We start from the raw sequence: 19,010 nt of genomic DNA, 5'->3' as shown, positions 1-19,010 counted from the left end.
CGATGGACATCACCGACTTCACCTCCGGTCTGTTCTCGCTGGAGGGCAAGCGTGCGCTCGTCACCGGCGGCAACGGCGGCCTCGGCCGTGCGTTCTCCGTCGCGTTGGCCGCGGCGGGGGCCGACGTCTTCGCCCCGGGCCTGGCCGACGACGACGGCACGACCGCCCGCCTGGTCGAGGAGCGCGGCGGTCGGTACGCCTTCGCGCAGGCCGACATCACTGGGGCCGGTGTGCCGCAACGGATGGTCGACGAGTGCGTCGCGCACCTCGGCGGCCTCGACATCCTGGTCAACTCCGCCGGCATCAACCTGCTCGACGACGTCGAGGGGTTCGGCCGGGACAAATGGGATCCGATGGTCGCGGTGAACCTCACGGCGGCCTTCGAATTCGCCCACGCCGCAGCCCGGCAGATGATCCCGCAGGGCTCGGGGAAGATCGTGAACATCGCGTCGTTGTTCTCGTTCCTCGGCGGCAAGGGCTCACCGGCGTACGCCGCCACGAAGGCCGGGATCGTCGGCTTCACGAAGGCCTACGCCGACGAGCTCGGCGAGCACGGCATCCAGGTCAACGCCATCGCGCCCGGGTACTTCTCGACCGCGCTCACCGCGAAGACCCGCTCCGACGCTGCGGCGAACGCGCGCATCGTCGACCATGTTCCGGCCGGTCGCTGGGGAGACCCCGCCGACCTGATGGGCGCTCTCGTCTTCCTGTCCAGTTCCGCCGCCGACTATGTCACCGGGCACACCCTCGTCGTCGACGGCGGCTACCTCGTCCGTTGACCCATCCAGACCTGACCGCACAACACACCCCAGGAGATACGACCATGGCCGCATCCCGTTCCCCGCTCACCCGCGATCAGATCGTCGAGGGCCTGACCTCCCTGCTCGGCGCAGAGCAGGTCTCCACCGACGAGACCGCGCTGCGCGAGGCGAGCGTCGACCGCTTCAAGAAGTACACCGCCGTGCACGGGATCTTCGACGGACCCTTCCCCTCGGCGATCGCCTTCCCGCGCTCGACCGACGAGGTCGCAGCCGTGCTGCGCTTCGCCGACGAGAACCTCGTCGCCGTCGTGCCGCGCACCGGCCGCACCGCCACCGAGGGCGGCCTGGAAACCGTGGTCGCCGACTCGATCGTGCTCGACGGCTCGCGGATGGACGCCGTGCTCGAAGTCGATCCCGTCGACATGATGGTGACCGTCCAGTGCGGCGTCCCCCTGCAGCGGCTGGAGGACACCCTGCGAGCTCAGGGGCTGACGACGGGCCACTCGCCCCAGTCCAAGCCGCTCGCCCAGTACGGCGGCCTGACCGCCACCCGGTCGATCGGCCAGTTCTCGACGCTGTACGGCGGCATCGAGGACATGGTGGTCGGGCTGGAGGCCGTCCTGCCCGACGGGACCGTCACCCGGATCAAGAACGTCCCCCGACGGGCGGCGGGGCCGGATCTCCGTCACCTCGTCGTCGGCAACGAGGGAGCCCTCTTCTTCATCACAGAGGTCACCGTCAAGGTCTTCCGGTTCCAGCCGGAGAGCTACCGCTTCTTCGGGTTCCTCACCGACGACTTCACCGCCGGTGTCGAGGGACTGCGCGAGCTGGTCACCTCCGGGTACCGCCCGTCCGTTGCACGGCTCTACTCGCCGGAGGACGCACGCCAGCACTTCGCCGACTTCTTCGACGGCAAGAGCGTCGTCGTGCTGGTGGCCGAGGGGCCGGTGCCGATCGCCGACGCCACGGCGGAGGCGATCCGCTCGCAGTTCTCCGGCGGGGACTTCACCGCGGTGCCCGAGGAGCGCATCCGATCGTGGTTCGACCACCTCAACTGGGGTCAGGACAAGATCGACGACGAGAAGCGCACGATGCTGGAGACCAACCACCTCGGCTACACGACGGAGGTCTCCGTCGACTGGTCGAACGTGGACGCGCTGTATCGTGCCGTCATGGACCGGGTGCGCCAGGAGTTCCCGAGAGCCGCCGACCTGACCATGCTCGGCGCGCACTCGTCGCACAGCTATCAGACCGGGACGAACCTGTACTTTGTCTACGACTACGACATCACGTGCGAGCCGCGCGACGAGATCGAGCTCTACCACAAGCCGCTCAACGCGATCATCGTCGAGGAGGCGCTCCGGCTGGGCGGCTCGATGGTCCACCACCACGGCATCGGCAAGTACCGCACCGACTGGACGGCCGAGGAGCACGGTTCCTCGTACGAGCTGCTGCTGCGGCTCAAGGCAGCGCTCGATCCGAACGGCATCATGAATCCGGGCACCATCTTCCCTCTGGAGCCGTGAACAGGTGACCTCGTTCGTCGTCGCCATCGACAACGGCTCGCAGAGCACGAAGGTGCTCGTCGTGGACGAGCACGGCGCGATCCACGCCTCGGCGCGCGTGGCCCTGCGACCGTACGCGCACCCGGCGCCCGGTCGGGTCGTGCATCCGGACGACGACGTGTGGACCTCGATCGCCGAGGCCTGCCGGGTCGCCCTCGACCGTTTCACGGGCGACCGCGGCCGGATCGTCGGGGTGGGGTTGTGCACCATCCGTTTCTGCCGCGCGCTTCTGGCCGCAGACGGGACGCTCGTCGAGCCGATGTCGAGCTGGATGGACGCGAGCGTCGGCCGGCCCTACATCGCACGCCAGGGTGTCGCGCGGGTGACCACCTCGTCCGGCTACGTGACCCATCGGCTCACGGGACGCTTCCGCGATACCGCGTCGAACTACCAGGGCGTGTGGCCGATCGACCAGGCCACCTGGCGCTGGTCGGACGACCCGGCGGAGCGGGAGCGCACGGGGATGTCGCGCGACCTCCTCGTCGAGCTGGTGGATCCGGGCGACCTCCTCGGTACGGTGACGGCGGAGGCGGCCGCGTCGACCGGGCTGCCCGAGGGTGTGCCCGTGTTCGCGACGGGCAACGACAAAGCGGTGGAGGCGCTCGGCGCCGGCCTGGCGTCTCCCGATCAGGTTCTCTTGTCGCTGGGCACCTACATCTCGTCGATGACCGTCGGCGAGGGCAGGGCAGCCGGCGCGGGGTTCTGGACGAATTTCGGTTCGCGGCCGGGCCAGTACCTCGCCGAGAGCGCCGGGATCCGACGCGGGATGTGGACCGTGAGCTGGCTGCGCTCACTGCTGGAGGGGGACCGCGCAGGCGAGGCCTCCGGAGACGACGCCATGTACGACCTGGAGGCGCGGCTCGACACGGAGGCGGCACTGCTGCCTCCCGGCAGCGACGGTGTGCGTGCCGTGCTCGACTGGCTCGCCCCCGATGACGCGCCCTCACGGCGCGGGGCGCTGCTCGGATTCTCGGGCGCGAACGGTCGCGCGCACCTGTACCGCGCCATCCTGGAGGGCATCGCGTTCGAGATGGCCGACAACATCGATGCGATGGCCGCCGGACTCGGCCGGTCGTTCGCGGAACTGATCATCATCGAACGTTCTCGCCTCCTCGCTGGCCGACGCGCTTCGGCTGCCGGTGCGGCGTGCGACCGTGGACGACGCCGCCGGAGTCGGCGCAGCGATCTGCGCGGCGGTCGGCGCCGGCCTCCACCCCGGGTGGGATGAGGCGGTCGCCGCGATGACCCGGCTCGGCGAGCCGGTGTCCGCGTCCGCCGATCCCGCGATCCACGCCCGGCTGCGCGCGTCGCACCGGCGCACGCGCGAGGTCGTCCGCGCGCTGGAGGAGGAGCTCGCAGACACCGGCGCTCCCCGCTGCTAGCCTGGTATCGAACTCATCGGTTCAGTACCCGTGCTGGGCCGGAGGACCGGAGGGCTCATGACGAAGACGGTGGAGGACCCGCTGAGTCGCACGTTCGCGGCGCTGGCGGACCCGACGCGGCGTGCCATCCTGGCGCGGTTGACCCGCGGCTCGGCGAACGTCGGTGATCTCGCCGCCCCGTTCGACATGAGTTTCACCGCGGTCTCCAAGCACTTGCGCGTGCTCGAGGGCGCCGGTCTGGTGTCGCGTGGCAGGGATGCGCAGTATCGTCCGGCGATGCTCGATGCGCGACCCCTTGCTGCCGCGTCCGCTTGGATCGACGACTACCGGGTGTTCTGGGGCGACAGCTTCGACGCTCTCGATGACTTCCTCGCCGCCTCGATCGCCCGTGACCAGGAGTCGGACGACAAGGACGCGGAATGACCGGCATCACCGAGGACGGCATCGAGATCGAACGCGAGTTCGCTGCGCCGCCCGCCGCGGTCTTCGCGGCGTGGACCACACCGGAGTCGTTCGCCCGGTGGTTCGGCGGACGGGAGGTCCAGATGCCGCTCGACGGCCTCGACTACCGCGCGGAACCCGGACGGGCGTGGTCGGCGATGATGGTGCTCCCCGACGGGAACACGATCGACTGGGCCGGCGAGTTCGTGGAGGTCGATCCGCCCTCCCGCTTGGTGATGACGCTCACCGACCGTCCCTCTGCGGGCGAGCGGGCGGTGCTCACAGTGGAGCTCACGCCGACGCCCACGGGCACACGCCTGCGGATGACGCAGCAGACGCCGGGCTTCACCGACGAGCAGCGCCGCGGCACCATCGCCGGCTGGCAGACCTTCCTCGACGTGCTGGCGGAGATCGCGGAGGGCTGACCGGGGCCGCGGAGCAGGGTTCTACTCTGCGTCCAGCGTATTGAACTAATTGGTTCAGAACCTGTAGGTTGTATACACGACGGATCGGCCGTCGATATCACGAAAGGACTCATCATGCGCACCCTCATCGTCTCCGCCTTCGTCTCGGCAGATGGCGTCGCCCAGGCGCCCGGCGACGACGCCGCGTACCGCAATGCCGGCTGGACATTCAGCGGCGTCGAGTTCGACCCGGCCGCCTACGAGCTCAAGGGCCGCGAGCAGGAGGAGTCGACGGCTGTTCTGCTCGGTCGCACCAGCTACGAGCTGTTCGCCCCGGTCTGGCCGTCGATGAAGGAGTTCGCCGGCTACAACGCGATGCCCCGCTACGTCGTCTCGACGACGCTCGACCACGACGACGAGCGCTGGCCGGCCACGATCCTCCACTCGCTCGACGAGGTCGCCGAGCTCAAGAACGGCGACGGCGGCCCGATCATCGTCCACGGCAGCCTCGAACTGGCCCGCGCTCTGGCGGACGCCGACCTGGTCGACCGCTACCACCTCCTGGTCTTCCCGCTGCTGCTGGGCGAGGGCGCACGACTCTTCAGCGACTCCGCGCACGCGACCGTGAAGCTCGACGTGGTCGAGCACGACGTGTACGGGAACGGTGTGCAGAAGCTGGTGTACGACGTGGTGCGGTGAGGGGTTGCCTGCGTGCCCGGCGCCGGTAGGCTCGATGCTGTGACGGACAGGGACGGCGCGAGGCGCGAGGTCGACGGAGGACTGGTGAAACTCGGCTACTTCCTCGGCGGCGTTCTCGCGTTGATCGGCGGAGGGCTCTGGGCCATCTACTCCATGGCGTCGACCACGACGACCCTGTCAGGCGGCATCGAAGTCGTCAATTCGAGTTCCGCGTGGGCCACGGCCAGCGGAGTCATGGCGCTCGTCGGCATCGCCCTGGCGCTGACGACGTTCGTACTCCACCGTGCCAGTGCGGCGAAGGTGCACGTCGGGGAGTAAGCCACCCCCCGTCCGCGTGCTTCTGCTCGGTCGACCGGAGCCAGTACGCTGCCGTAATGACTTCTTCCGGCATCGCGGCGTTGGGGTTCATCTACTCCCTCCTCATCGGGCTGATTGTCGCGGCGGTGAGCCTGCTGATCACGTGGGCGGTCATCCGCAGCGCGGTTCTGTCCGCGTTGCGGAAACACCACGCGGAGACGAACGGCTCGACTCCTTCGCAGATCCGCGAGTAGCGGGCCGCACTGCGCGGGCGGGATGCGTACGCCTGAGGGCGCGGCCAGTTTCTCGGTAAGCTCGTCGATCCGCCGACGGAGCTCAGCGAGGTGCGACCCTCGACCGGATGGAAAGTGCCCCCAGTGGGACTCGAACCCACACTCGGGCGATTTTAAGTCGCCTGCCTCTGCCAATTGGGCTATGGGGGCCGAGCGGCTCGGAGTACCGATCGGAGGGGCGGGACCGCCCGCGCGGATCAGCGGTTCTTGTAGGGTGCCTTCGCCATCTGCACCACGGCGGCGAGCGCGAGCGCACCGCCGACGATGACGACAGTCCAGATGAATCCGATCAGCACGCCTTCCATGGTTCCAACCATATACGGTGCGGCGGCCACGCGCCCCTTGCCGTCGCGTGCCCATCGGCGGAGGGTGGGGTCATGATCCGGATCGGTTCCATCGTGTGGGGAGTTCGCGACATCCCGAGGGCTGTGGAGTTCTGGTCGGCGGCGCTCGGCTACGGGCCGCTGTACGAGCCGGACGTCGATTGGGCGCTCCTCGCGCCGACGACCGGGACCGGGACCGGGACCGGCACCGGCCCGCGGCTCGCGCTCAAGCTGGTCGGCACCGAGGCGAACCCGTCGCCGCGGCACCACCTCGACCTCTACGCCGACGATCAGGGTGCGGAGGCCGACCGACTTCGGGGGCTGGGTGCGTCCGACGTCGAGTGGGAGTACGAGGAGAGCGCCGACTATCTCGTGCTCGCCGATCCCGACGGCAACCGGTTCTGCGTCGTGGCGGCGGGAGAGTCGGCCGCCGGCGACGCCGCCGCGCACTGAGAGGACGTTCAGACCCTCCAAAGGCCTCACCCACCCTGGTCGTGCACACTGGGTTCAGACACCCTTTCTGGTGAGGTGTCCTCCGACCCGGCTGGAGCCCGAGATCCCCCGACGTAAGGCTCCGGCCGGGTCGCCTTATGCCTGCGCCGTTAGGCTCGGGGGAGTGACCGACATGCGATGCCCCTGCGGAAGCGGCGAGACCTACGCGAACTGCTGCGGCCCGCTCCATGGCGGTGCTCCCGCGCCGACGGCCGAGCGGTTGATGCGATCGCGGTTCAGTGCTTTCGCGCTCGGTGACGTCGACTACCTGCTGCGCAGCTGGCATCGGTCCACGCGGCCGGCGACGCTCGACCTGGACGACGGGCTGCGCTGGTATCGGCTCGACATCGATGCGACCCAGCGGGGCGGTCCGTTCGACCGCGACGGCGTCGTCGCGTTCACCGCCCACTACAAGGGCGCAGAGCGGGGCGCGCTCACGGAGACTTCCCGCTTCGTCAAGGAGGGCCGCGACTGGTTCTACGTGGCCGCCCTCTGAGTCGGCATCGGCATCGGCGTCGCTGAGGGCAGCGGCGTCAGCGCGCCGGTTCGACGTACCGCTCCCACAGCCACACCGACACGCTCAGCACCGCGAAGACCAGCGCGGCCACGACCACGGCGACCATCCCGCTTCCGGCCTGCACCAGGGAGGCGACGGGCAGCAGTAGCGCGAAGAGCACCGTATACACCACTAGGGCCATCCCCAGCCAGAGCGGTCGCGACCAGCGCAGGACGGCCCGACCGGCGAGCCCGCCGAACGGCAGGAGTGCGATCGCCGTCGACCCGATCGCGATGAGGGCGATCGAGTTGGCGAGCTCTCGCACGAACGCGGAGATGTCGCCGGACGGCGAGGGCAGCACGCCGACCACCAGCCAGGCCAGGACGCCGAAGGCGGCGACGGCGGACAGCTGCACCGCGGCCGTGCGGCCCCGCGCGATCCGGCCGGCGGCCTCCGGGAGCGCCGCCCCCACCACGAGGCCGAACAGCAGCGCCGGCTCGAGTCCGATGAACCGGGAGCCGAGTGCGGTCGCGGCGACGACGACCAGGAGCCACGGACGCAGGATGGGCTGCGCCGGCGACAGGCCGAGCTGCCGCGTCATCCCGCGCGCTGCGAGCAGCCAGATCGCATTGACGCCGACGACAGCGAGCGCGACGGCCGCGAGCAGTCTCAGGTAGGCCGAGGCGTCCTGGACCGAGGTCGAGAGGGTGACGAGGGCGGCCGCGGTGACGCCGACCAGCGGCGCCATCCAGACCGGCTGCGATCCGGGCGTGGAGGCGGTGTGCGCGCCGCCGAGCAGGGCGTCGGCCTCGCCGAGCTCCGACCGAGCCCGGTTCCGGCCGAAGATCGACGCACGGCTGCCCCGTGGCTCGCGCGGGCGGGAGAGGGCGGCGACCAGCAGTCGCGCCGGCAGTACGAGCAACAGGAGCGCGGCGACCGCGAGGCCCACGGAACGCAGCCAGCCGGGCATGGCGGCAGCGCTGACGACGGGAGCCGAGGCCGTGCTGAACGGGGTGTCGGTCCAGCCCCTGGTCTGCGCGTGTCCCGGCGCCGAGGGCGACGGCGGTGTTGCTGCTGGCGGTGCCGGCTGGGCGGGCGCCGGCGTCGCGGAGGGGGAGGGCTTGCGGGTGGCCGGCGGCGCGACGGCCGCTGCCTCCACCGAGATCGCGACCGCGTTGCTGCCCGCGCTCACGTTGCCCGCCGCGTCGCGCTGCAGCGCGGACGCGAGATAGTCGCCGGGTTGCAGCGCGGCGCCGCACGACCACGCGGTGCCACTGACGGTCGCCGTGCAGGCCACGGTGGTTCCGCGCGACGTGTTCGCGTAGACGGTCACGGTGGCGCCGGCCTCGCCCGCGCCGCCGAACGCGATCGGCTGCCCGGCCGCCGCCGAGGTGCCCGGTGCGGGAGAGGTCAACGTCGGCGCGGCGGGCGCAACGGTGTCGACGACCACCGTGATCGTCCGGCTCGCCGCGGAGCGGGTGGACGAGAACGGTGCCACCTGCGTCGCGCTGACCGTGTGCGAGCCGTCGCGGAGCCCGGCGATGACGCAGCCCCAGCTGCCGGAGCTGTCCGCGGGGAAGGAGCAGGAGTCTCCGGTGTCGGCGGTGACCGTGACGGTCGCGCCCGGGTAGGCCGTTCCGCGGATCCCGCCGCCGGTGGTGCCGCCGTCGGCCGAGGTGATCACGGGCGGCGAGAGGACGTCCACCCGTCCGCTGTCGGTGAGGCCCGTGCTGCGCGACTGCGCACGCACCGGCACTCCGGGGCCGTCGGGGAGGCGCTGGATTGCACATCGGAATCGGCCGTCGTCGCCGGCGGTGGCCGTGCAGTTCGAGTCGGCGTTGGTGGAGGATCCGCCGGAGATGTCGATGACCTCGCCCGGGTCGGCGGTGCCGGAGACCCTCAGCGGCAGGCTGGTGATGAGGCGGCTGGGGAGCGGGTCGAGCTGCGGCGGCCCCGGGGTCGGGGTGGGCGTCGGCGTGCCGGAGGACGCGTCGCCGGGGGCCAGGCTGGGAGACTTCGGAGGTGCGGTGTCGGTGCGGGCGGTGCGCGTGGTCGCTTCCGTGGAGGCGGCAGAAGCGGGGGCTGCGGTCGCTGCGGTCGCCGCGACCGCCAGCAGCAGGCTGATCAGGGCAGCGACGAGCCGTCCGGTCGACCCCCGCGGCCGGACTGGTGGAGACACGTCAGACGTAAATACCCGCATTCCACCCCATTCCAGGGGGCCGACACGCGCATGTCAAACCACCGAGCCGGATTTGCGGCATACTGTCAAGTGGGTCAACTGTCCCACTTCGCGCGACGACGCGCGAACCGGCACCGCGAGGAGCTCCGATGACGCGCATCCCCCCAGCGGACCGCCGTGCGGCACTCGTGCAGGCGGCTCTCCGGGTGATCGCACGCGACGGCGTGGCCGCCGCCACGACCCGCAGGATCGTGGGCGAGGCCGGGATGTCGCTCGCCAGCTTCCACTACGTCTTCGCGTCGCGCGACGAGCTCATGGCCGAACTGGTCAACGTCGTCGTCTCCAGCGAGCAGTCCGACCTCGAGCCGGCGCTCGACGCCGCCCGTGCGCCCATCGGTCTCCGCGCCGCGATCCGCTCCGGTCTCCAGCACTACTTCGACGGGGTCCGCGCTGCCCCCGATCGCGAGAAGGCCATGTTCGAGCTGACCCAATGGGCGTTGCGGGAGCCCGGGTTCGCACCGCTGGCGCAGCGGCAGTACGACCGCTACTACGAGCTGGCCGCGCGGGCGGCGCGCGACGCCGCAGAGCTCACCGGCAGCGTCTGGAACCGCCCGGTCACCGAGATCGCGCGCCTCCTGGTGACCCTCACCGACGGCGTCACGATCGCCTGGCTCGTCACCCGCGACGACGCTGCGGCCGAGCGCGCGCTCGACTTCGCGGCGGACGCGCTCGCCGCCCTCGCAGACCCGGTAACCGCAGACCCGGCGCTCGCAGACCCGGCGACCGCAGACCCGGCGCTCGCAGACCCGGCGCTCGCAGACCCGGCGACCGCAGACCCGGCAACCGCAGACCTCACCGACGGCGACGATGCCGCCGGCTCCCTCCTCCCCAACCCGAACGCAGGTGCACGATGACCAACACCTCGACGCCGGCGGTCTTCGCCGAACCCACTCGGCGCATCCCCGGCCGCTGGATCGCCGCCTTCGCCATCGCCTGGCTCGGCGTCTGGATGGCGCAGCTCGCGCCCATCCAGAAGCTCCTGCCCGACCAGGTGCAGGCCCAGCTGCACACGGACTACTGGGTCGACAACGTCATCGCTTTCGGGATCATCTCCGGCATCTCGGGGGTGTGCGCCATCGTCGCGTACCCGCTCACGGGTGCGCTGTCCGACCGCACGACCAGCCGCTTCGGCCGCCGTCGCCCGTGGATCGCCGGCGGCGCGCTGCTGTTCGCGGTCTCGCTCGTGCTGCTCGGCCTGCAGACGACGATGGTGGGGATCGGCGTGTTCTGGTCTCTGGCGCTCACCGGCTTCTGCGTGCTCACCGCCGCGCTCACCGCGACGATCTCCGACCAGGTGCCGGTGGATCAGCGCGGCTTCGTCTCCGGGTGGATCAGCGCTCCGCAGGCGATCGGGATCATCCTGGGCGTCTCGCTGGTGACTTACGTGTTCGTCGGGGCGCTGCTCGGCTACACCGCCATGGCCGTGCTGCTGATCGTGCTCGTCGTGCCGTTCCTGTTCCTGCCCGACGCGGTGCTCCCCGCGCACCTGCGCGAGAGGATGACGTTCCGCGGCATCATCGAGGGACTGTGGATCAGCCCGCGCGAGCATCCCGACTTCGGCTGGACGCTGCTCAGCCGGGTGCTGGTGAACTTCGGCAACGCCTTCGGGACCTCGCTGCTGCTCTACTTCCTGGAGTTCGGCCTCCACGACAAACACGCCGACGACGACCTGCTGGTGCTGATCCTCATCTACATGGTGTTCGTGATCATCGCCTCCCTCGCTCTCGGGCGCCTGTCCGACCGGCTCGGGAGGCGCAAAGCCTTCGTCTTCATCTCCTCGGCGCTGCAGGGCGTCGCTGCCCTGCTGCTGGCCTTCGTGCCGGAGCTGACGGTGGCGATGGTCGCCGCCGGCCTGCTCGGTCTCGGCTACGGCTGCTTCCTCTCCGTCGACCAGGCGCTCGCGACGCAGGTGCTGCCCGACCCGGAGAACCGCGGCAAGGACCTCGGCATCATGAACATCGCCACGGCCGTGCCGCAGGCGATGGCCCCGCTGTTCGGCGCCGCGATCGTGGCCGCACTCGGCGGATTCGTCGGCCTGTTCGTGCTCTCCGGCGTGTTCGCCTTCGCAGGGGCCATCGCCGTCTCGCGCGTGAAGGCGGTGCGCTGATGCCGCGCGCGACGCCCGCTTCGCCGAAGGCGCCCGCTCCGACGAAGGCAGCCACGAGCCAGACCCGACAGAAGGACCCCGTGAACCCGATCGACCTGTCCACCAAGCCGGCGCCGCCCGAGCGCACCTGGACCACGCCCGACGTCTTCTGGCCGGCGCTCACCGTCGCGACGGCGCGCCTCGACCCGGCCTACGGCGTGCTGCACCTCCCGGCCCTCCGCCACAACACCCACGACATGCTGCGCCGCGCAGGCGGCAAGCCCATCCGCGTCGCCTCCAAGTCGGTGCGCGTGCGCTCCGTTCTGGATGCGGTGCTCGCACTGCCCGGGTACGCCGGCGTGCTGGCATACACCCTCCCCGAAGCTCTGTGGCTGGCCGAGGGCGACGCCGGGCACGCGCCGATCGAGGACGTCGTCGTCGGCTACCCGACGGCCGACCGCGGCGCGATCGCACGGCTCGCCGCCTCTCCAGAACTCGCCGCGCGCGTGACCCTGATGGTCGACTCGGTCGCCCACCTCGACCTGATCGACGCCGTCGTCCCGCCCGCGGAGCGCGCGACCATCCGGCTCTGCCTCGAGCTGGACTCGTCCTGGGACGCTCCCGTGCTCGGGCACATCGGCGTCTACCGCTCGCCGCTGCACAGCGCCCAGGCTGTCCGGGAGGTCGCCGAGGCGATCGTGCGCCGGCCGGGCTTCGCGCTGGTCGGCATGATGGGTTACGAGGCGCAGATCGCCGGTCAGGGCGACAACCCGCCAGGGCGGCCGGCCTGGGGTGCGACCCTGCGCTGGATGCAGAAGAACTCGCAGGAGGAGCTGCTCGCACGCCGCGGGGAAGCGGTCGCCGCGGTACGCGCCCTCGCCGATCTGGAGTTCGTGAACGGCGGAGGCACGGGCTCGCTGGAGTTCACCGCCTCCGACCCGTCCGTCACCGAGATCGCGGCGGGCAGCGGGCTGTTGGGCGGCCACCTGTTCGACACCTACCGCGGGTTCCGGCCGGCGCCGGCCGCGTCGTTCGCCCTCTCGGTGGTGCGCCGTCCAGACGAGCGCACGGCAACCCTGCTCGGTGGTGGCTGGATCGCGTCCGGGCCGCCCGGACCCGACCGCCTCCCGAAGATCGAGTGGCCGACCGGCCTGTCGATGGTCGACCGCGAGATGGCCGGCGAGGTGCAGACCCCGGTGACGGGGGCCACCGCAGGGATCCTGCGCGTCGGGGACCGGGTCTGGCTGCGGCACACGAAGTCCGGCGAGCTGAGCGAACACGTGAACGACTTCCACCTCGTCGACGTCGTCGACGGCCGGGCCGCTGTCGTCGGCACCGTGCCGAGCTACCGCGGCGAAGGGAAGGTCTTCCTGTGACGGCGACCGGCGCGGTCTGGCGCAACGGCGTCTGGCACAACTGGGGCCGGAGCGAGTCCGTCCGGCCGCAGCGCGTCGAACGCCCGCGCGACGCCGAGGCCGTGCAGCGCGCGGTCGCCGCAGCGGCGAAGCAGGGGATGCGGGTCAAGGCGGTCGGTGCCGGCCACAGCTTCACCGGCATCGCGGTGGCCCCGGGAGTGCTGCTCGACCTCGCCGACGTCAGCGGCGTCCTCGACGTGGACCTCGAGCGCAGCCGGGTGCGCCTCGCAGCGGGCACGCACCTCCATCAGCTGCCGCGGCTGCTGCGCCCGTACGGCCTGGCACTGCAGAACATGGGAGACATCGACCGGCAGACCATCGCGGGTGCGACCTCCACGGGCACGCACGGCACCGGGGGCGCGTTCGGCGGGCTCGCCACGCAGATCGTCGCAGTGACGCTCGTGACCGGCTCCGGAGAGCTGCTGACGGTCAGCGAGGACGAGAACCCCGAGCTGCTGCCCGCCGTGCGCCTCGGCCTCGGTGCGCTCGGCGTGCTCGTGGACATCACGCTGCAGTGCGTTCCCGGCTACCTGCTGAAGGCGGTCGAGCGACCGGAGCCGCTGCGGCAGGTGCTCGACAGCTACCTGGAACGCTCGGCGGCGGAGGATCACTTCGAGTTCTACTGGTTCCCGCACACCGAGACCGGGCTCACCAAGACGAACACCCGGCTGCCGCTCACCGAACAGCGTGCTCCGCTGTCGGCCGCCGGCCGTTGGGTCGACGACGAGCTTCTCGCCAACGGCGTGTACCGGGGCGTGTGCGCCGTGGGCACGCTGACGCCGGCGATCATCCCGCCCTTCAGCCGTCTCGCGCAACGCCTCACCGGGAACCGCGATTTCACCGACCACTCGCCGCGCGTGTTCGTGACGAACCGGACGGTGCGCTTCCGGGAGATGGAGTACGCGATCCCTCGGGAGGCGGTGCCCGAGGCGCTCGCCGAGGTGAAGGCGCTCATCGAGCGCCGCGGCTGGCGCATCTCGTTCCCCATCGAGGTGCGATCGGCGGCGGCCGACGACAACTGGCTGTCGACGGCGTACGGGCGCGAGACCGGGTACATCGCGGTGCACAGGTACTACCGGGAGGACCCGACCGAGTACTTCACCGCGGTGGAGGAGATCATGGCGGCCCACGACGGCCGGCCGCACTGGGGCAAGATGCACTACCGCGACGCGGAGTCGCTGCGCGAGACGTACCCGCGCTTCGACGACTTCCTCGCCGTCCGCGACCGCCTCGATCCCGACCGCCGCTTCGAGAACGCGTACCTCCGCCGCGTCCTCGGCCCCTGACGCCCTCCCGTCGCCCAGCCATCGATTCCTCACTTCCTCCCGCGACACACCGGTCTGGAGGGGGAGGAAGTGAGGAACCGATGGCTGGCTGCTAAGAGGTGCGGCGCTGGAGGGTGAGGGCACCGACGACGACGGCACCCACGGCGAACGCGCCGATGATCAGGAGCTGGCCTCCCACGTAGGCGGCGTCGTGCGAATTCGTCGCGACGGCGTTGAGGGCGTCGACCGCGTGCGACAGCGGCAGCCAGTCGCTGATCTCCTTGAGCCCGGCGGGGAGCTGGTCGCGGGGGAGGAAGATGCCGCCGAGCAGGATCTGCGGGAACACGATCGCCGGCATGAACTGCACCACCTGGAACTCGGTGCGCGCGAAGGCGCTCGCGAACAGCCCCAGCGTGCTGCCGAGCACGGCGTCGGTCACGGCCACAGCGACCAGAAGCCACGCGTCGCCCTTGATCGTCAGCCCGCACACCCAGATCGCGTAGCCCGAGGCGACCAGCGACTGGATCACGGCGAGCAGCCCGAACGCCAGCGTGTAGCCGAGGATGAAGTCGCCTTTGCCGAGCGGCATCGACAGCAGGCGCTCCAAGGTGCCGGTGCGCCGTTCGCGGAGTGTGGTGATGCTCGTCACCAGGAACATGACGACGAACGGGAAGAGTGCCAGCATCGCCGGGCCGATCGTGGCGAAGACGTCGGTGTCCGTGAAGATCCAGGCGACCAGTCCGATCAGGAGGCTCGGGACGACCACCAACAGGCCGATCGTGCGCGGGTCGTGCCGGATCTGCGTGAGGACGCGCGCGGTCGTGGCGAGGGTGCGGGCGGCGTTCATCGGGCGGCCTCCTCGTCGCTCGCGCCCGGTTTCGGCTCGCGGGGTGCGGGGTCCTCGGGTGCCGGCTCGTCGGGTGCTGGCTTGTCGGTAGCTGCCCCATCCAGGGCGTGGCGCGGATGGTGCCGGCGCAGCAGCGTGAGGAACGCGCCCTCCGCATCGGCGGCGCCGGTCTCGGCCAACAGCTCGTCCGGCGTGGTGTCGGCGAGGATCGCGCCCTCGCGCATCAACAGCAGCCGGTCGCAGCGCGTCGCCTCGTCCATCACATGGCTCGAGATCAGGAGGCTGGTGCCGCCGTCGGCGAGCCGGTGGAACAGCGACCACAGCTCGACGCGCAGCAGCGGGTCGAGCCCGACCGTCGGCTCGTCGAGCACCAGGAGGTCGGGGGAGCCCAGCAGGGCGGCGGCCAGCGAGACGCGGCTCCGCTGTCCGCCGGAGAGCGTGGAGACCAGTTGGCCGGCGTTCGCTCCCAGGTCGGTCGCGTCGATCGCCCGCTCGACGTCGTCTCTGCCCGCGCCGAGCACGCGGCGGAAGTAGGCGAGGTTCTGCCGGACGGTCAGATCTTCGTACACGCTCGCGGCCTGGGTCACGTAGCCGACCCGGTGGCGCAGCGTGGCGGATCCCGCCGGCTGGCCGAGCACCTCCACCCGGCCTCCCGCCACCCGCTGCACGCCGACGATCGACCGCATCAGCGTCGTCTTGCCGCAGCCGCTCGGCCCGAGGAGGCCGACGACCTGCCCGCGCGGGATGCTCAGGTCGAGGCCGTCGAGCACCGTCGTGCGCCCGCGGCGCACCCGCAGGCGCTCGATCACGACGGCGGCATCGCCCGAATTCATCATGTGATGAATTATTCGCCCGGTCCGGCCCCTCCGTCAAGATCGCCGAAGAGATGCCACTGGATCACCGGACCCACCCGGCGCGCGAGCTCGTCGGGAGTAGCGGTCGCGATCGGCTGGAGCTTCAGGGCGTACCGCGTCATCAGCAGCCCGGCGACCTGGGATGCGGCCAGGTCGGCGCGCAGGTCGGCATCGTCGGTGTGGGCGAGCGCGGCCAGGCGCGTGAACACCTCCCTGGTGAGGAACTCGCGCAGCATCCGGGTTCCCGCTCCGCTCCCGAGCGCAGTGCGCAGGATGAGCACCATGCGCCCGGCGGCGCGTTCGTCCTCCAACTGGGTGAGCAGGTAGCGCACGAGGGTCTCGCCCACAGCCTCCCGCGGGGCGCCGAGCACGATGTCCAGCACACGATCCGGACGCAGCGGAGCTTCGAGGGTCGCAGCGAAGAGGTCTGCCTTGTCGTCGAAGTAGTGGTGGACGAGCGCGGAGTCGACACCGGCGCGACGGGCGACGGCGCGCAGCGACGCGGCCTCGTAGCCGCGCTCGGTGAACTCGTCGGCGGCGGCCCGGACGATGGCCGAACGCGTGGAGGCCGCCCCGCGCTCCTTGCGCGGGCGTCCGCGTCTGCGGCGTTCGACGGTCTCGCTCACGTCAGCAATTGTGCACCCGGGCACCCGTGCGCTGTCCATCCGCATTGCGCTTGCTTCGAGAGTGGTGGGAAGGCAGTGGGAGGCGCATCCGCGCCCGTTAGGATGCTGTCAGCGCCGTCGATCAGCGCCCAGAGGCTTAGGAGTTCCCGCAATGGAATGGCTCATTCCGGTCATCATCGTCGTCGTGCTCGTCGCGATCATCGGAATCTACTTCTGGGCCACATACAACTCGCTGGTCACCCTGAAGGTCCGGGTCGACGAGGCGTGGAGCGACATCACGGTGCAGCTCAAGCGCCGTGCCGACCTCATCCCCAACCTGATCGAGACGGTCAAGGGCTACGCCGCGCACGAGCGCGGGGTCTTCGAGTCCGTGACCAAGGCACGCGCCGAGACGCTGACGGCGCAGACGCCGGGTGAGGCGTCCGTGGCCGAAGGGCACATGCAGACGGCCCTGAAGAGCATCTTCGCCGTGGCCGAGGCGTACCCGCAGCTGCAGGCGAGCCAGAACTTCCTGCGGCTGCAGGCCGACCTGGTCGACACGGAAGACAAGATCCAGGCCTCCCGCCGGTTCTACAACGGCGGCGTGCGCGAGTTCAACACCAAGATCAAGGTCTTCCCGAACAACCTGTTCGCCCGCCGACTGGGCTTCAGCGAGCGCGAGTTCTTCGAGGTCGACAACCTGGCGGCGATCGCAGAGCCGCCGCGCGTGCAGTTCTAGGTCGTCGATGTACAGGGCTATCGCCAGGAACAAGCGCAACACCGTCTTCATCATCCTGCTGTTCCTGGTTCTCATCGGTGCGCTCGGCTGGCTGTTCTCGGTCATCTACCACAGCTGGGCGATCCTGGCCTGGGTCGGGATCGGCGCGATCGTGTACGCCGTGTTCCAGTACTTCATGGCCTCCAGCCAGGCGCTCAGCATGTCCGGCGCCGTGCAGATCACCAAGGCCGACAACCCGCGACTCTGGAACGTCGTCGAGAACCTCTCGATCACGACCGGAACGCCGATGCCGGCGGTCTACATCATCAACGACCCCGCCCCCAACGCGTTCGCGACCGGACGTGACCCGCAGCACGCGTCCGTCGCCGCGACGACGGGTCTCCTCGACATCATGAACGACGCCGAGCTCGAGGGAGTGATGGCGCACGAGCTCGGTCACGTGCGCAACTACGACATCCGGCTCTCGATGATCGTCTTCGGCCTCACGGTCGCGATCGGGCTGATCGCCGACATCTTCCTGCGCATGGCGTTCTTCGGCGGCAACAACCGCAACAACAACAACGGCGGCGGCGGCAACCCGATCGTTCTGATCGCGGGCCTCATCGCAGCGATCATCGCCCCGCTGGTCGCGACACTCGTGCAGCTCGCCGTCTCCCGCCAGCGCGAGTATCTCGCCGACGCAACGGGAGCGATGACCACGCGTCATCCCGACGCTCTGGCGAGCGCCCTCCTCAAGCTGCAGGACTACGCGCAGCCCATGCGCCGCCAGAACAGCAGCATGGCGCACCTCTGGATCGCCGAGCCGCTCAAGCCCAGCCTCATGAGCCGCCTCTTCTCGACCCACCCGCCCATCCCCGAGCGCGTCGACCGCCTCGAGAAAATGGGCTCCACCTTCTGACGCTCGCGCCCCGGCGCCGCCGCGGCGCCGCCGCAACGCGACATTCGTCACGAATCTCGCGATTCGTGCCACGAATGTCGAGATTCGTGACGAATGTCCGCGCCCTCGCGCGTGAGCGCGCCGCAGCCGTTGCCGCCTCAGCCTCCCGATATTCGTCACGAATCTCGTGATTCGTGGCACGAATGTCGTGATTCGTGACGAATCTGTGGGGGCGGGAAGGGGCGTGGCCTCGCCGCGACAGCGGCGACGGGGAGTGGGAGATTCGTGACGAATGTCGGGATTCGTGCCACGAATGTCGGGATTCGTGACGAATGTCCGCCCCTGGCGCGTGAGCGCGCCGCAGCGGCGGCGCCTCAGCGCCCCGACATTCGTGACGAATGTCGTGATTCGTGGCACGAATGTTGGGATTCGTGACGAATGTGCGGGGCTGGCGCGGCGGGAGGTGCGCGGCGGGAGGCGCGTGAGCGCGCCGCGGCTACGCCTCGGCGGCCTCCAGCTCGGCGGTGCCGGTGTAGCGGTAGCGGACGCGCGTTCCCACGGCCTGCTCGTCGAGGGGGCGCCACTCGGTGCCCGCGTTGGTGGAACCGTCGACCACGTCGATGTCGCGGATGAGGTCGGCGGGGGCGCCGTCGCGGTAGCCGGTGATGACCTCGGCGTAGACCGTGGAGTCGGGGTTCAGCAGGACGGCGATGTAGTGCGTCGACTCGCGGACGTCGTCGGTCGTCACCCACATGCGGCCGTCGAACTGCACGTGCGCGCGGCCGTCGGTTCCGCGTTTGACGCCGGTGACGATGCCGTCGCGCCAATGGTCGCCGTCGCGGTAGGCGAAGAGCTCGCGCATGGGCTGTTCGAAGTCGGCCTCATCGGCCCCGTCGGCGTTCAGATACTCCAGCGGTGAACTCATGCCCG

The 19,010-nt window shown here is 70.4% G+C and carries 22 protein-coding genes and 1 tRNA gene; 17 read left to right on the top strand and 6 right to left on the bottom strand.

Going from position 1 to position 19,010, the window contains the following annotated elements; genetic code table 11:
- Window positions 1-2 precede the first annotated feature (2 nt).
- From JNB50_RS14920 to JNB50_RS14880, 9 genes are all read left to right on the top strand, one after another.
- Entirely contained in the window at window positions 3-779 is a 777-nt protein-coding gene (locus JNB50_RS14920; RefSeq protein ID WP_208040971.1) for an SDR family oxidoreductase, read from the top strand.
- Window positions 780-823: 44 nt separating this feature from the next.
- The gene (locus tag JNB50_RS14915; RefSeq protein WP_208040970.1) at window positions 824-2,287 is read left to right on the top strand and encodes an FAD-binding oxidoreductase; all 1,464 of its coding nucleotides are present in this window, start codon (window positions 824-826) and stop codon (window positions 2,285-2,287) included.
- Between the two features lie 4 nt (window positions 2,288-2,291).
- The gene (locus JNB50_RS25800; protein WP_208040969.1) at window positions 2,292-3,554 is read left to right on the top strand and encodes an FGGY family carbohydrate kinase; all 1,263 of its coding nucleotides are present in this window, start codon (window positions 2,292-2,294) and stop codon (window positions 3,552-3,554) included.
- Window positions 3,555-3,567: 13 nt separating this feature from the next.
- Window positions 3,568-3,708: a hypothetical protein gene (locus JNB50_RS25115; RefSeq protein ID WP_243768493.1), complete on the top strand. Its 141-nt coding sequence runs from the start codon at window positions 3,568-3,570 to the stop codon at window positions 3,706-3,708.
- A gap of 57 nt (window positions 3,709-3,765) precedes the next feature.
- On the top strand, window positions 3,766-4,131 hold the full coding sequence (locus tag JNB50_RS14900; protein WP_208040968.1) for a helix-turn-helix transcriptional regulator: 366 nt from the start codon (window positions 3,766-3,768) through the stop codon (window positions 4,129-4,131).
- A complete protein-coding gene (locus JNB50_RS14895; RefSeq protein ID WP_208040967.1) occupies window positions 4,128-4,574 on the top strand; it encodes an SRPBCC domain-containing protein in 447 nt (148 codons plus the stop codon). Before JNB50_RS14900 ends, JNB50_RS14895 begins: the two co-directional genes overlap by 4 nt.
- A gap of 114 nt (window positions 4,575-4,688) precedes the next feature.
- Window positions 4,689-5,252, top strand: a complete 564-nt coding sequence (locus tag JNB50_RS14890) for a dihydrofolate reductase family protein (protein ID WP_208040966.1) — start codon at window positions 4,689-4,691, stop codon at window positions 5,250-5,252.
- A 39-nt stretch (window positions 5,253-5,291) separates the two neighbouring features.
- The gene (locus JNB50_RS14885) at window positions 5,292-5,570 is read left to right on the top strand and encodes a hypothetical protein (protein WP_208040965.1); all 279 of its coding nucleotides are present in this window, start codon (window positions 5,292-5,294) and stop codon (window positions 5,568-5,570) included.
- A gap of 56 nt (window positions 5,571-5,626) precedes the next feature.
- Complete coding sequence (locus JNB50_RS14880; RefSeq protein WP_208040964.1) at window positions 5,627-5,803, top strand: hypothetical protein; 177 nt, start codon at window positions 5,627-5,629, stop codon at window positions 5,801-5,803.
- 115 nt (window positions 5,804-5,918) lie between these two features.
- Here the strand turns inward: JNB50_RS14880 and JNB50_RS14875 are convergent.
- Window positions 5,919-5,992: transfer RNA gene (locus JNB50_RS14875), tRNA-Leu, on the bottom strand.
- Between the two features lie 227 nt (window positions 5,993-6,219).
- On the opposite strand from JNB50_RS14875, the gene JNB50_RS14870 reads away from it, so the two are divergent.
- A complete protein-coding gene (locus JNB50_RS14870) occupies window positions 6,220-6,618 on the top strand; it encodes a VOC family protein (protein ID WP_208040963.1) in 399 nt (132 codons plus the stop codon).
- 172 nt (window positions 6,619-6,790) lie between these two features.
- Window positions 6,791-7,153: a YchJ family protein gene (locus JNB50_RS14865; protein ID WP_208041037.1), complete on the top strand. Its 363-nt coding sequence runs from the start codon at window positions 6,791-6,793 to the stop codon at window positions 7,151-7,153.
- Window positions 7,154-7,190: 37 nt separating this feature from the next.
- Here JNB50_RS14865 and JNB50_RS14860 read toward each other — a convergent pair whose 3' ends face one another.
- Window positions 7,191-9,332 carry a hypothetical protein gene (locus JNB50_RS14860; RefSeq protein WP_208040962.1) on the bottom strand — a complete coding sequence of 714 codons (2,142 nt, stop codon included), beginning with the start codon at window positions 9,330-9,332 and terminating at the stop codon, window positions 7,191-7,193.
- Between the two features lie 149 nt (window positions 9,333-9,481).
- Between JNB50_RS14860 and JNB50_RS14855 the strand changes: the two genes are divergently transcribed.
- From JNB50_RS14855 to JNB50_RS14840, 4 genes are all read left to right on the top strand, one after another.
- Complete coding sequence (locus tag JNB50_RS14855) at window positions 9,482-10,246, top strand: TetR/AcrR family transcriptional regulator (RefSeq protein ID WP_208040961.1); 765 nt, start codon at window positions 9,482-9,484, stop codon at window positions 10,244-10,246.
- On the top strand, window positions 10,243-11,499 hold the full coding sequence (locus JNB50_RS14850; RefSeq protein WP_208040960.1) for an MFS transporter: 1,257 nt from the start codon (window positions 10,243-10,245) through the stop codon (window positions 11,497-11,499). The genes JNB50_RS14855 and JNB50_RS14850 overlap by 4 nt, the downstream gene beginning before the upstream one ends.
- An 80-nt stretch (window positions 11,500-11,579) precedes the next feature.
- Window positions 11,580-12,854 carry an amino acid deaminase/aldolase gene (locus JNB50_RS14845; RefSeq protein WP_208041036.1) on the top strand — a complete coding sequence of 425 codons (1,275 nt, stop codon included), beginning with the start codon at window positions 11,580-11,582 and terminating at the stop codon, window positions 12,852-12,854.
- Window positions 12,851-14,179: a D-arabinono-1,4-lactone oxidase gene (locus tag JNB50_RS14840; protein ID WP_208040959.1), complete on the top strand. Its 1,329-nt coding sequence runs from the start codon at window positions 12,851-12,853 to the stop codon at window positions 14,177-14,179. The genes JNB50_RS14845 and JNB50_RS14840 overlap by 4 nt, the downstream gene beginning before the upstream one ends.
- A gap of 91 nt (window positions 14,180-14,270) precedes the next feature.
- Here the strand turns inward: JNB50_RS14840 and JNB50_RS14835 are convergent, their stop codons facing one another.
- From JNB50_RS14835 to JNB50_RS14825, 3 genes are read right to left on the bottom strand one after another with little or no spacing between them, the layout of a single operon-like run.
- Window positions 14,271-15,005: an ABC transporter permease gene (locus JNB50_RS14835; protein ID WP_208040958.1), complete on the bottom strand. Its 735-nt coding sequence runs from the start codon at window positions 15,003-15,005 to the stop codon at window positions 14,271-14,273.
- On the bottom strand, window positions 15,002-15,841 hold the full coding sequence (locus tag JNB50_RS14830) for an ABC transporter ATP-binding protein (RefSeq protein WP_208040957.1): 840 nt from the start codon (window positions 15,839-15,841) through the stop codon (window positions 15,002-15,004). The genes JNB50_RS14835 and JNB50_RS14830 overlap by 4 nt, the downstream gene beginning before the upstream one ends.
- 8 nt (window positions 15,842-15,849) lie before the next feature.
- A complete protein-coding gene (locus JNB50_RS14825) occupies window positions 15,850-16,485 on the bottom strand; it encodes a TetR family transcriptional regulator (protein WP_307794732.1) in 636 nt (211 codons plus the stop codon).
- 151 nt (window positions 16,486-16,636) lie between these two features.
- Here JNB50_RS14825 and JNB50_RS14820 point away from each other — a divergent pair, with 151 nt between their 5' ends.
- Window positions 16,637-17,203, top strand: a complete 567-nt coding sequence (locus tag JNB50_RS14820) for a LemA family protein (protein WP_055915096.1) — start codon at window positions 16,637-16,639, stop codon at window positions 17,201-17,203.
- 7 nt (window positions 17,204-17,210) lie between these two features.
- A complete protein-coding gene (locus JNB50_RS14815; RefSeq protein ID WP_208040956.1) occupies window positions 17,211-18,101 on the top strand; it encodes a M48 family metalloprotease in 891 nt (296 codons plus the stop codon).
- Between the two features lie 475 nt (window positions 18,102-18,576).
- On the opposite strand, the gene JNB50_RS14810 is transcribed toward JNB50_RS14815, so the two are convergent.
- The gene (locus tag JNB50_RS14810; RefSeq protein ID WP_208040955.1) at window positions 18,577-19,005 is read right to left on the bottom strand and encodes a hypothetical protein; all 429 of its coding nucleotides are present in this window, start codon (window positions 19,003-19,005) and stop codon (window positions 18,577-18,579) included.
- Between the last annotated feature and the right edge of the window lie 5 nt (window positions 19,006-19,010).

The sequence above is a fragment of the Leifsonia sp. TF02-11 genome (assembly GCF_017565305.1).
Taxonomy (GTDB): Bacteria; Actinomycetota; Actinomycetes; order Actinomycetales; family Microbacteriaceae; genus Leifsonia.
This window is presented reverse-complemented; position numbering and strand designations above follow the sequence as displayed.

Coding starts and splice junctions, on each gene's coding strand:
- JNB50_RS25115 (WP_243768493.1), top strand. CDS start 3,568: ATGACCCGGCTCGGCGAGCCGGTGTCCGCGTCCGCCGATCCCGCGATC.
- JNB50_RS14850 (WP_208040960.1), top strand. CDS start 10,243: ATGACCAACACCTCGACGCCGGCGGTCTTCGCCGAACCCACTCGGCGC.
- JNB50_RS14920 (WP_208040971.1), top strand. CDS start 3: ATGGACATCACCGACTTCACCTCCGGTCTGTTCTCGCTGGAGGGCAAG.
- JNB50_RS14895 (WP_208040967.1), top strand. CDS start 4,128: ATGACCGGCATCACCGAGGACGGCATCGAGATCGAACGCGAGTTCGCT.
- JNB50_RS14915 (WP_208040970.1), top strand. CDS start 824: ATGGCCGCATCCCGTTCCCCGCTCACCCGCGATCAGATCGTCGAGGGC.
- JNB50_RS14890 (WP_208040966.1), top strand. CDS start 4,689: ATGCGCACCCTCATCGTCTCCGCCTTCGTCTCGGCAGATGGCGTCGCC.
- JNB50_RS14865 (WP_208041037.1), top strand. CDS start 6,791: ATGCGATGCCCCTGCGGAAGCGGCGAGACCTACGCGAACTGCTGCGGC.
- JNB50_RS14835 (WP_208040958.1), bottom strand. CDS start 15,005: ATGAACGCCGCCCGCACCCTCGCCACGACCGCGCGCGTCCTCACGCAG.
- JNB50_RS14870 (WP_208040963.1), top strand. CDS start 6,220: ATGATCCGGATCGGTTCCATCGTGTGGGGAGTTCGCGACATCCCGAGG.
- JNB50_RS14810 (WP_208040955.1), bottom strand. CDS start 19,005: ATGAGTTCACCGCTGGAGTATCTGAACGCCGACGGGGCCGATGAGGCC.
- JNB50_RS14820 (WP_055915096.1), top strand. CDS start 16,637: ATGGAATGGCTCATTCCGGTCATCATCGTCGTCGTGCTCGTCGCGATC.
- JNB50_RS14830 (WP_208040957.1), bottom strand. CDS start 15,841: ATGATGAATTCGGGCGATGCCGCCGTCGTGATCGAGCGCCTGCGGGTG.
- JNB50_RS14880 (WP_208040964.1), top strand. CDS start 5,627: ATGACTTCTTCCGGCATCGCGGCGTTGGGGTTCATCTACTCCCTCCTC.
- JNB50_RS14900 (WP_208040968.1), top strand. CDS start 3,766: ATGACGAAGACGGTGGAGGACCCGCTGAGTCGCACGTTCGCGGCGCTG.
- JNB50_RS14855 (WP_208040961.1), top strand. CDS start 9,482: ATGACGCGCATCCCCCCAGCGGACCGCCGTGCGGCACTCGTGCAGGCG.
- JNB50_RS14815 (WP_208040956.1), top strand. CDS start 17,211: ATGTACAGGGCTATCGCCAGGAACAAGCGCAACACCGTCTTCATCATC.